At 58.6% G+C, this 11673-nt stretch carries 9 protein-coding genes and 1 pseudogene; 4 read left to right on the plus strand and 6 right to left on the minus strand.

Annotated elements, in window-relative coordinates:
- Nucleotides 1-275: 275 nt before the first annotated feature.
- Nucleotides 276-449: pseudogene (locus tag J2Z75_RS28960) on the minus strand (LysR family transcriptional regulator); the annotation flags it as partial.
- 127 nt (nucleotides 450-576) lie between these two features.
- Between J2Z75_RS28960 and J2Z75_RS29475 the strand changes: the two are divergent.
- Together J2Z75_RS29475 and J2Z75_RS29480 are read left to right on the plus strand one after the other, a co-directional pair.
- A complete protein-coding gene (locus J2Z75_RS29475) occupies nucleotides 577-807 on the plus strand; it encodes an MBL fold metallo-hydrolase (protein WP_327791313.1) in 231 nt (76 codons plus the stop codon).
- A 191-nt stretch (nucleotides 808-998) separates the two neighbouring features.
- On the plus strand, nucleotides 999-1226 hold the full coding sequence (locus J2Z75_RS29480; RefSeq protein WP_234937652.1) for an MBL fold metallo-hydrolase: 228 nt from the start codon (nucleotides 999-1001) through the stop codon (nucleotides 1224-1226).
- A 109-nt stretch (nucleotides 1227-1335) separates the two neighbouring features.
- Here the strand turns inward: J2Z75_RS29480 and J2Z75_RS28970 are convergent, their stop codons facing one another.
- The 3 genes from J2Z75_RS28970 to J2Z75_RS28980 form a co-directional block, all read right to left on the minus strand.
- Nucleotides 1336-1734 (minus strand): hypothetical protein, encoded by a 399-nt coding sequence (locus J2Z75_RS28970; protein WP_209857409.1) that lies wholly within the window; start codon nucleotides 1732-1734, stop codon nucleotides 1336-1338.
- Nucleotides 1735-1972: 238 nt separating this feature from the next.
- Nucleotides 1973-5314 (minus strand): M10 family metallopeptidase C-terminal domain-containing protein, encoded by a 3342-nt coding sequence (locus J2Z75_RS28975; protein ID WP_209857410.1) that lies wholly within the window; start codon nucleotides 5312-5314, stop codon nucleotides 1973-1975.
- 242 nt (nucleotides 5315-5556) lie between these two features.
- Nucleotides 5557-5814, minus strand: a complete 258-nt coding sequence (locus tag J2Z75_RS28980) for a DUF982 domain-containing protein (protein ID WP_327791314.1) — start codon at nucleotides 5812-5814, stop codon at nucleotides 5557-5559.
- A 388-nt stretch (nucleotides 5815-6202) separates the two neighbouring features.
- Here J2Z75_RS28980 and J2Z75_RS28985 point away from each other — a divergent pair, with 388 nt between their 5' ends.
- Nucleotides 6203-7207, plus strand: coding sequence for a sensor domain-containing diguanylate cyclase (locus tag J2Z75_RS28985; RefSeq protein ID WP_234937653.1), 1005 nt, complete (start codon nucleotides 6203-6205; stop codon nucleotides 7205-7207).
- A gap of 621 nt (nucleotides 7208-7828) precedes the next feature.
- Here the strand turns inward: J2Z75_RS28985 and J2Z75_RS28990 are convergent.
- Nucleotides 7829-9640, minus strand: a complete 1812-nt coding sequence (locus J2Z75_RS28990) for a putative bifunctional diguanylate cyclase/phosphodiesterase (RefSeq protein ID WP_209857412.1) — start codon at nucleotides 9638-9640, stop codon at nucleotides 7829-7831.
- A 307-nt stretch (nucleotides 9641-9947) separates the two neighbouring features.
- Here J2Z75_RS28990 and rpsU point away from each other — a divergent pair, with 307 nt between their 5' ends.
- Nucleotides 9948-10181, plus strand: a complete 234-nt coding sequence (gene rpsU / locus J2Z75_RS28995) for a 30S ribosomal protein S21 (RefSeq protein ID WP_209857413.1) — start codon at nucleotides 9948-9950, stop codon at nucleotides 10179-10181.
- A gap of 98 nt (nucleotides 10182-10279) precedes the next feature.
- On the opposite strand, the gene J2Z75_RS29000 is transcribed toward rpsU, so the two are convergent.
- On the minus strand, nucleotides 10280-11185 hold the full coding sequence (locus J2Z75_RS29000) for a S1C family serine protease (protein WP_209857414.1): 906 nt from the start codon (nucleotides 11183-11185) through the stop codon (nucleotides 10280-10282).
- Nucleotides 11186-11673: the final 488 nt, after the last annotated feature.

Here is an 11673-nt window from a genome sequence, read left to right on the forward strand (position 1 = left end):
CAATCCAGAAAACCCCATAGCTCAGCAAGTGCAGACCGCGGGTTCCTGCATGAAAGGCTTTCGTACGCCTGACGGCACCCGAAACCCTCCACCATTTCGGTCATTCAAATCAGTTCCGCCGTTTCCTGAAAGCAGACACAGGGCAGTCATCAAGCAGAAGTGGTGGTTTCGGGACCGAGGTGACATCAGGGGTTAATCACTATGCAGGTTCGGCATCCCACGCGATCTGAAGCATACGTCGACCGACCTCACAAAACTCCCCACGAGATACACCGACTATAGGCCAGGCAATCGTAGGGAATGAGCTCGTTCGGATGCTTCATGTCGCAAAACCGGCTGCCGGGCGCTGCGACGAGGATGCGGTGAACGACGCTGATCTTGCGCCAGATGGTGACCTTGTGCGAAGGGGTCGCGGAAATGCGGATCGCCAGATCATAATCGTCGTCCACGGCCCATTCCGCCCAGGTCGAACTCTGGCGGCTCGATTGCGGCGAGATCGAGGTCCGCGACCTCTCGCTGTTTTCCGATACCGACAATCACGTCGGCGAGTAGCGGACGCTGACGGACAGCTGCTACGTGATCCGCGACGACCAGGACTACATGCTCTGGGACACCGGCTTGCCGGCCGGTCTTCTGGGGGCAAAGCTCGATCCGAACGCGGTCCTCGCGCCAACGCTCGCCAAGGACATTCCGACACAGCTCGCGGAAATTGGCGTCAAGCCCGAGCAGATCACCCGCCTCGGCATCAGCCACAACCATTTCGACCATGTCGGACGGCAGTCACATTTCCGCAGGCAACGCTGCTGATCGGCGCGGCCGATCTTGCACAGTTCAAGGCCGATCCCCTGCCCTTCGCCGTCGACCCGGCCCTCATCAAGCCGTGGCTCGACGGTGGCTCAAAGGTTGACGCCATCTCGGGCGACCGTGACGTCTTCGGCGACGGCACGGTAACCATTCTGTCGACACCGGGTCACACGCCGGGCGAAACAAGTCTGCTTGTGCGCCTGGCAGAAGCCGGACCCGTCGTGCTTTCCGGCGACGTCGCGCATTTCGAGGAGCAGTTCGAGAGCCGTGGCGTGCCGGGTTTCAACTTCGACCGTGCCGAAACGCTGGCGTCGATGGAGCGGCTGATGGGAATCGCCCAGGCGCTTAATGCTACCCTTATCATGCAGCATGACGCCAAGGATATCGCCAAGCCGCCGGCCTTCCCGAAAAGTGCCAGGTAGCAATATCCTGCAACCCGGTCGGGCGGTATCTCGGCTGGGTTTGCGCTGTGCTTTGCTACGGCGGAGAGGGCGTGGCGCCCTATCCGCGTCATGCCCTTACGAATCTCGGTCAATATGTGACCGCGTTGAGCGTGAGGTTGACGGACTCACCCGCCTTGAGCTGTGTGCTGCCGCGCGCCACCAGCCAGCCGTCGGCACGCTCCAGGCGTGCCACGATCCGCAGCGTTGACGAAGCACCCGAGCTTGCCGGCGGGGTCAAGGAAAAGGCGATCGTCCTTGACCGGCCGTCGCTTTTGACGTGCGTCTCCGTGCTGCGACGCGCACTGCCCTGAACGGCCGGGTCCTCGAGATAAATCTCAAGACGACCTTCCGGGACAACCGCGCCCCTCTCGAACGTAACAGCACCGCGAATATCCGTCGCTTGCGCGGCGACTGTCCCGGCGCCTGAGGCAGCGGCAATAGCCGCAGCTCCGACGGTCATCAACATTGTGCGGCGGTGGCGCTTCATCACATACTCTCCAAGATAGTTAGGCAACGTTCCTGCGGTAGCAGTATTGCCGCCCAGCCTGTACTCGAAAAGAAAAACCGACTGCACGGTAGCCCTGCTGCAGGTTTTCTCCGAAAACCAGACGGTTTAAAGTCGAAAGACGAACGTATTCAATGTGCTACAGCCCACCTCGTGCATCTGAAAATACGCACGACACTCTTTGGCTGGGGCGCTCGCAAGCACCCCAGCCAGGCTCACGTCAGATGATAATGAAATCGGACGCCGAGAGGCTCAGGTTTCTGCTGACCTGCGCAAACTCGATCGCCGCGACGTCGCCGGCGCCGTCGGCGTCATAGGTCAAAGCGCCACTATCCGTGTCGTAGATGATGCGGTCGTCGGCATCATGGGCGGCACCCGCTGCGCTCTTGTAAAATGCGCCCAGGCCCAGAGCACCGTGGCCACCCACGCTCTCGAAGATGAGATTATCGAGGAGGATCGTGTCATCGATGACCTTGAAGTCCTTGATCCAGTCGATATTGCCGTTCCCGAGTTCGGTCGAGAAGCGGAACATGTCCTCTCCCGTGCCGCCCGTAAGCGTATCGGCCGCCAGGCCGCCGTCCAAGAGGTCGCTGCCGCTGCCGCCGTCAAGCGTATCGGATCCCGCGACACCCGGCTGGGCAGGCTCCGGCGGAAACTCAACCGAGACGTTCAGCTCGTATGTCGAGCCGTCCGGCACGGCTTCCGTCCAGCCATCACCCGGAGTCGTCTCCGACCAGCTGCCTTCCAGAATGTAATAGGTTCCGGTTTCCTGGACGACGAAGACCGTGCTCGAATCCCGGGTGCTGTTGGAACCCGGATCGCCACCGCCATCGTCGTTCTGCGCGACGATATCACCGTTGCTGTCCAGCAGCCTGACCCAGCTGTCGTGGACGTTCGGATCGGCGACGTGATCGATGTCGATCGTGATCACCGTGCCGGCCGCAAGGTCGATGCTGTAATATCCGCCCTTGCCGTTGCCGGTGGCGTTGACGGTCGTATGAAGGATGCTGGACGAATCGAAGATGTCAAGGTCGCTGGTCAGCGAAAAGTTGTTGGAGATATCGAAGGCGGCGGCCATCGAATTGTTCACCGCGTCCGGTCCGAGCGTGGCATAGCCGGTTCCCAGGCCGGGGCGTGGTGGCGCATCGCCCTGATAGGCGAAATCACCAAGCAGCGTATCATCGCCGCCACCGCCGTCGATCCTGTCGTTGCCGCCCTGGCCGGTCAGCACATTGGCCGCGCCGTTGCCGGTCAGGTGATCGTTGAAGCCCGAACCGGCGAGATTTTCGATCGAGATGTATCTGTCTCCGCCCGAGCCGCGACCGGCGAGCGTCAGCCTGAGGCCACTGGTCGCGTCAGAATAGTCCGCCGCGTCGCTGCCGGCGCCGCCATTCAGCCTGTCGGGACCACGACCACCCGTCAGGATATCGTCGCCGGCACCGCCGGAGAGCTCGTTGGCCTGGGCATTGCCGATGATGCGGTCATCGAAGGACGAACCGACAGCGTTTTCGAAGCCCGAGAGGATGTCGTGCTTGATCAAGGTGCCGCGCCCGACGATCTGCACCGGACCATCCCCGTCGCCGCCATTGGCGGTACCATTTGCCAGATCGATCGTCACACCGTCGGAACTGCCGGCGTAGACGACGGTATCGATGCCGGTGCCACCATCCAGATAGTCCTGGCCGGCGCCGCCGATGATCGTGTCGTTGCCGGCTTCCCCATAGAGGATGTCGCCGTCATTGCCGCCATCCAGGATGTCATTGCCGCCGCCGCCGTTGAAATAATCGCCGCCGCCCTGGCCCCAGAAATGGTTTGCCGCGTTCGTGCCGATAAAGCGGTCGATGCGGTCATCGGAACCTATGAGATTCTCGATGCTGTAGAACATGTCCCCCGAGGCGGTGCCGCCGCTGGCGACATTCGTAGCGAGGTTGACGAGCAGCTGGAAGGGGCTTTCCTTGCTGAAATCGACCGTGTCGACGCCGGCACCACCCCTGAATATATCCACGCCGTCCTGGCCGCTCAGCGTATCGTCGCCATCGCCGCCGTCGAGGATATCATTGCCCTGGCCGCCAAGAATGGTGTCATTGCCGCGGCCGCCGTAGAGCGTGTCGTTGCCATCGTCGCTTTCAGTCTGGTCTTCGAGATCGGCGACATCGATCGTGTTGTTGATGTCGCGGCTGGCAAGCGAATCGCGACCACCGATGATCAGGTCGTCACCGCCCAGGCCGAAGATCGTGTCGTCGCCCGCGCCGCCGTCGAGCGTATTGTTTCCATTGTCGCCGAAGATGATGCTGGTCAATGTATTGTCGCCGAAGACGGGCCGATCTCCACCGCCGTCATCTCCGGGCTGCAGTGTCGACTTGTTGGCGTAGATGATATGTTCGATGTTGGCGATTGAGCGGATTTTCAGGCCCCGGGACAGCAGTATGACCGTGTCGTTGCCGCCATTGGCTTCCTCGCGCACGATATCGTCGAGCGAATCGACGAAATAGACATCGTCGCCGCCGTTGCCAGCCATGCGGTCGCCGCCGTACCGGCCGTCAAGTACGTTGTTGCCGTCATTGCCGATCAGGATGTCGTTGTAACTGCTGCCAATGCCATTCTCGATGTAATAATCGGTCCCGTCGGCATTGTGGCCGGCAAAGATCGATACATTGTTGCTGTGGCCGTTGACGCTGGAGAACTGTCCGGCGCGCAGGTCGAGGATCGTCCCGGCCGTCGAGCCGGAGAAGTCGAGCGTATCCGTCCCGCCGGTGTCATGGATCGCAAAGCCGATGTCATGCTGCGTTCCGGACGAGGTGAGCTTGTAGCCGGCAAGCGCCGCTCCGAATCCGTAGACATTGTCGCCTGTGTTGAGCTCGATATGCTGGTAGGTGCGCACCCCCTCCGCATCGACGGTCGAGAAGAAGCGGCGAATGACCGCCTCAATGTCGGCCATGAGCGGCGTCGAGGCCGACCAGCGGCTGGTTTCGCCGACGTCGATCCCGTCGAAATAGGACATGACGCTGTATTGCTGGCGGTCGTAGGTCCAGGTCGCATTGTTCAGATAGTTGATCTGCACGCCGCCGGGGCCGCTATAGTTGTAGAGCCCGGGATGGTTCAGGCCGAATTCATGGCCGAATTCGTGGATGAAAGAATCGAAGACATAGCCACCGACATCGGTCTTGTTCGGCTCCGTGTCGTGGAAGCGCTGGCCGATGCTGACATAACGATTTGCCGAATAGGCGCTGCCGTCGTCCTCTTCGCCAAGTTCGGGGCTGACAACCTCGATCCAGTCCGTTGCAGGGTCGAATGGGGCGTCATCGACGATCTCGAATTTCAGCGGCGTGACGGCCGCCCACATCTGCAGGGCGCCGATTGCGGCGGCCTTGTATTCGGGATGGTCATTGAGCTCGGAAACGTTGATCCTCAGCGGTTCAGCAGCGATCTCTGGCGTCAGGCTACGGGGTAGAGCCCCAAGATAATCGAGGAAGGAATCGTAATCCTCACTCTTTCCATAAGGGTTGTCCGGGGTCTGATCGTTGATCCACCAGTCGTCGCGAATATGGCGTGGTTTCGGCATTGCGAGGCTCCTCCGTGACTATCGTGTGCAGTTCCGGCCATGCCGTTCTGCAACTGCCAATGTTCCACAGGCACCACATGCGTTTGCCTGTGCCCCTCGCCCCGCCAAGCAATCTAGTTGCAATCTTCGACTTGTCACCCCTAAAAAGACACGGGCTGTGATGCCAAATCTAGCAATTGAAAGCACGGGCGACTGCCCTACTGCGGCAAATGAGCCGCGAAATTGAAGCCCCCGATCAGCTCTCAGCCTATTTGGGATCGCCGCAGAATGCCGGCCTCCTCCGCGGCGGTTTCGAACGCCGCGCGTGCCTCCTTCTGGGTGCTTGTTCCTTCCAGCGCGGCAAGACACGCCTTGCGGGCGCCGGCGCAGTGAGATCCCTTGGTCTCCGGCGCGCGCTTCGTCAGGCATTCGATAGCCTCACGCGCACTTCGGACGACGTGAAAATGATCACTGCATTCGATCATCAGCTCGACGTTGACATCCCAGATGTTGGTGTCCACGAAACACCCCCCTGGCCAGTTTTTACTAGCAAGGAAACCGCCGTCAGCGTGACCTCAAACAACTTTCAGCGTCGGCCCCATGGTCGCGGCGATACGCGCAAGCCTGGCATCGTCCGCCGAGATCTTGCGCTCCATCGCCAACTGCAGCAGCGCCGAGCATGTCGTTGGAGCGAGCCACCTTTGCCAGTGGGAAAGCGGTCCAAGATCTGGAGCGACCAGACGCACTGAGCAGCGACTTCCGTGGATGCAGAGTCTTAAGGATTAAGCGCGACAGTGCAGCATGTGGCAAAATACAGTGCGTTGAGGCTAAATGGATCGCCCACACAACAACCAAGGATCCCCTTCTAAAGGCTTTCATCCCCTTGCCTGGATATCCAAGGCGAACCGGATGATCTTTTCGCGCCGCGATACCGATACGATTGCGCGTCTGCGGCTCCAAATCAGTCAGAAAGAAGCCGTCATTCAGGAGCAGGCATCTGCTCTGGTTCACAGCCGGAAAATATTCGACCGCTCGTCAGCGGCAGCGAGGTTGGGCGTATGGCAATGCAGCCTGCCCGACAATGCTTTGGAATGGACTGACGTCGTCTACGATATTTTTGATCTGCCGCGCGGGTCAATTCTTGACCGCAGCGAGATTGTCAAATGCTACTCAGAAGCCTCCGCGAGAAATCTCAATACGCTGCGGAGCAAGGCCATCGCTGAGCGCAATGGTTTCACGATGGATGCCGAAATCATAACGGCAATGGGCAATCGTCGTTGGATCCGCATCACCGCAACAGTCGAATGCGAAGATGCCAAGCCGGTTCGCATTTTTGGTATTAAGCAGGACATCACAGACGAAAAAATCACGAAGGACCGGACACAGTATCTCGCAGCCTTTGATGTTATGACCGGCTTGGCGAACCGCGCTCAATTCCAATCAAAACTCGGGGAGTTCTGCGACGACTACGGTCGAGGAGACACCCCGAGAGCTCTGATTTTGGTCGATCTGGATGGCTTTAAGACCCTGAACGATACCTTCGGTCATTCTGCCGGAGATGACTGCTTGAGGGAAACTGCCCGGCACCTTGAGCGTGTTTGCACACAGGCAGCGCTGATTGCACGTATCGGCGGTGACGAATTCGCAATTCTGGTCAACGAGAACCGAGATTCGGTGTCGAATGTCGCCCGCAACATTGTCAGAGCCTTGTACAGACCTGTTCATCTGGAAGGGCGCCAGGTCCAGATTGGAGCCTCTGTCGGAATAGCCTTCATGGACGGCTCGACACCTTCAGAGCTATTTAAGAAGGCCGACGTTGCTCTGTACGCGGCCAAAGCGGCCGGGCGGAATACGTTCGAAATATCCGGAGACGCCGACGATGATGTTGGGCATCGGGCGACCGACGCAGCGTAGAGACACGCGCAAGCGTCCCAAGAATTCCTGATCAGCGAGGCATTGAAATCGGCGGTGAAGTTGGAGAACCTTATTACCTCGCTGTACGATCTCTCTGTGAGCGGCGGTCTTTGAAGCCGTGAGTGCAATGCCTGGCTTCCCTATCCAGGCATTACATGGACATATTAAGAACGCAGACCAAAGAAACGCTGGGCGTATCGGGCAACTCGTGATGGAGAATGCAACATAGGCCCTCGCCGCTACACGATCCTCATGCACCAGCCCAGCACGCTCCTCGTGGAGGGCGAGTTCGACGATAAAGAGACCGAGGCGGCCATGCATCCCCGCCGAAACGCTACGACGCTTCTGGACCATCCTTGCCCATCATCAGTCTGGGCTTCTTAACGCTGCCGATTTTGCGCGTGCACTTGGCGTGGACGGCAGGACAGTTGCATTGGCAGCTATCGCGCTGACCACGGACCGAAGCATGAACCCGGGGTGATCTCAAACGAAGGGCGGACCAAGCCAGGCATCGGCGCAATGAATCTATCGCCAGGGATATTACCGCACCGCTGCGTGACTGCGCGTTGCGGCCGTTACTTTTTGCTTGACTGGAACGGCCCCGTTACGGAAGTCCTGAGCCTAAGCTCGCAAAGGCTGCTGACCATCAGGAGTTTGTTGCCCAAGTCGAGTTAGCAACGATGTGGCAGCATCTCGGTTGACAGCCTTGGAGAACAGGTAGCCTTGCCCCAGCGTACATCCAAACTCCAGAAGTTGACGGAGTTGAGCGTCCGTTTCTATCCCTTCCGCCACGACACGGAGCCCCAGTTTATTTGCGATACCCATCACGCCTTCGACGATGATCGCGGCAGCGTCACCCGGCACAAGCCGCTCGACGAACGACTTGTCTATTTTGACAATGTCGACCGGGACTGTCAGAAGGTGTGTCAGTGAAGCAAATCCGGTTCCGAAATCATCGAGCGCGACACGCATTCCCCGCGCTCTCAACGCCTTGATCTCGTCGGCCACCACATGATCGCGCTGTCCAAGATACACGGACTCCGTCACCTCAAGAATGATGTGCTTCAGTGGAACCCCCGCGTCCGAGAACACGGCACAAAGCCGCTCTTGCAGATTACCGGCATGAAAGTCGGCGGCCGCCAGATTGATGCCGACATGCTGAAACGGTAGCCCCATATCGAGCCATCTGCGCACATCAGTAGCGACCCGCGAAAGCATGCGCTGCGTCAGATCCGCCGCCACATGCGCGTCTTTGGTTGCCTCATGAAAATTGGCGGCGGCGATGATGTCTCCAGATGCGGTGGTCATCCGGCAAAGGGCCTCAAAGCCCACGACTTCGCCTGTGTCAAGTCGGATGATCGGCTGGTAATGCGCGTCGATACGGTCTTCGGCCAAGGCAAGACTGACATCACGAATTGCCCGAAACCGCCGTGTAAACGCCGTGCCAAGTCCTGATACATACTCGATAAACTGGCCCCGATTACGTTCCTTGGCGTGATAAAGCGCGACGTCGGCGCACTGGCGAACCTGGTCGGGTCTATCCCCGCGATCCGCGAGCGATCCGCCGATAGTCACGCCTGGGACAATCACATGGCCGTTGCAGCGTGCGGGCTCTTTCAAGACCGCGAGGATCTTGGCAGCCTCGGTTGAGAGATTAAGCGGCGGGGTGTCTTGGACGATAACCGCAAACTCGTCGCCACCGATCCGGAAGGTCTTTTCCGCGGTCACTACCGACGCGATCCGTTGCGCTACGATCTGGATGAGATCGTCACCAGTCGTGTGGCCAAAAGTGTCGTTGACCAGCTTCAGGTTATCCATATCGGCAAGCAAGATACCCCAGGTACCGTAAGTGCCGGAGGCGTATTCTAATAGAGCCTGATTGAATCTGGCGCGGTTCGGCAAGCTTGTCAGCGCATCCGTATACGTCAGGCGCTGGCGCTCACGCACGCGTTCGTCCCGCTCCATCGCGATTGCGCACAGATGAACGCAGGCATCGACGATCGTTTGTTCGAGCTCGCTCGGCCCCCTGTGCTCACGATAGTAAAATGCAAATGTTGCGATAACGCGATCTCCACTGAAGATCGGTGTCGACCAGCACGCTTTGAAACCCAGCGGCAGAGCTAAATCCTTGAAATCGGCCCACCGTGGATCATGCTCGATATCAGTTACGGTGACGGCTGTCCCTTGATAGGCAGCAGTACCGCACGACCCGGCAAAAGGACCCACTTTCAGATTGTCGAGCGCCGCCGAGTAGTGGTCTGGGAGAGACGGGCCAGCGAGAGGATGGAGGTGCCGCCCTTCAATCGTGAGAACCGAGCATACCGTGCATGGGACTATTGACTCAACGTGCAGGCACAGCCGCTCGATCGTACCCTGTAGCGGTTGGCCCTTGGCAATCATTTCCAGAATGACATTCTGCAATTCGAGAATCATGGCACAACAATTCTTTCGAGGACGCTCGACACTTACAGCTGCAACCTTCCGTTTGGATTGCACCGTTCCCTAAAGGTTTATCGACCTGCTCTGGTTCCTTCTCGTTTATCGATTGATGATGACGAAGGGACACAGCGGCCGAACTTCATCTATTCGGGTGAGCTCCGAAAGTCTAAATCTGCTAGGGCACGGATAAAATTAGGCGTTCATTCGCGAAAAATCGCGGCGCTGCCCGCTAGCAAAGTTCGGCGAAAAGGATAGATTACCGCCGCCCTCGTGCGGAATTGCGAGCATCGAAAGGTTTTAGATGCAGGTATTGGTTCGTGACAACAACGTTGATCAGGCGCTTCGCGTTTTGAAGAAAAAGCTTCAACGGGAGGGTGTCTTCCGCGAAATGCGATTGCGGGAAGCGTTTGAGAAGCCCTCCGTGAAGAAGGCCCGCCAGAAGTCAGAGGCCATTAGCCGTCAGCGCAAGCTTGCTCGAAAGCAACTGCAGCGAGACGGTCTCCTGCCGGCTCCAAAAAAGAAGCCGGCTGTTTAAGCCACACCTTGCCCGGATCGTCAGCCTCTTTCAGTCGCACCGACGCGTGATTGTGGAATTCCAGCTCTCGCCTTCAGCTTTTGGCGGGCGCCAGGCCTCTATTGTAGCTGGGGCTTTTTCAGGAAGGTATCGCGATCGGCTGATTTTACGCGAAGCCAGGCTTCGCGACCGTCGCGCAAGACCCTGACGGGAATTTCCGATCCTGCCGGGCCGCTCTTCCAGACTTGACGGTAGAAATCGGCAAGGCCGCCAATTTCTCCGTCACGAACTTCCGCAATGATGTCTCCTCCCCGCAGCCCAGCTTTTGCCGCCGGGCCATCGGCAGCAACGCTGACGACAACCACGTCGCCGTTGCTTTCCGCAGAGATCGCGCCGAGCCATGGGCGCGGCGGTTTGTTCACTCTTCCCAGCGTGAGCAAATCGTCGAGAATGGGCGGAAGCAGATTGATCGGGACAACCATATTGATGTCAGAACTGGTTCCGTTCCTGTTCATCACCAGCTTGAGGGAACCGATACCCAGCAGCTTGCCGTCCTGCCCAATAACTGCGGCTCCACCCCAGGAAGGGTGGGCTGGCGCGACAAAGATTGCTTCGTCCAGCAAATATTCCCAATATCCGGCAAACTCCTGCTTCGCTACGATCTTGGTCCGTAGCGACCGGCCAAAGCCGTCAGCAAAGACGACAGGGTCGCCAACCCGTGTTTTTGACGCGTCGCCGAGGTTCAAGGCTGGGCTGTCCAGTGCGCCAAGCGCCTGGATCAGGCCAAGTCCGGTCTCTTGATCATATGCAAGCGCATGCCCAGGCACGACCTTCCCGTCTGCTCTCGTGATCCAGACCTCGTCGGCCTCCGTTATCAAATATCCAATGGTGAGCACCAGGCCGTCCTCGCGAATGACCGCGCCACTTCCTTCACGAACGGTGCCAAGCGAACGCGCTGTGAAGGCGTCATCTGGGATGGACGTGCGAATGCCAACCATTGAACGTGTTACTGTACTTGGATCCATTTTTCATTCTCGAGAGGCTAAGAGACTGGTTATCAAGTAAGGACGCCGACGACGCTATGCAAGTCGATGGCAGACAACCCCGTACGCGGCACCAGCGAGGAAATACCGATCTCGCGCATGATTCACGGTTCGACAGGCCTTCAATCTGATACAGATCGCGGCCTAAACACTCGCCGCATCCGAAGCTCAATCACAGCCCAAACATTCTAACGGCGAAATTGGGGTCGAACCGTAAACCCGTCTGTTTAGGAGCGCGGCCGAGTTTTGCGCCAAGGCCGGCGCAGAGAAGCAAGAGTTGCATGCTGACCGGCATCAAACCCTCTCAACGATTGAAGCGCCAGCTTATTGTCGTAGGCTTGCCTTGGCCACTATCATGGAACTTCATTGTCGCTGGCTATTGATTTGGCCAAGGCAACGACGGCTCTTTTTACCTTCGGATCGCTAATCCGCCGGAAGGCGCGATTTAGCTCCAGCCCCTCCGCGGTCTG

The sequence above is a fragment of the Rhizobium herbae genome, assembly GCF_017873135.1.
GTDB lineage: Bacteria > Pseudomonadota > Alphaproteobacteria > Rhizobiales > Rhizobiaceae > Pararhizobium > Pararhizobium herbae.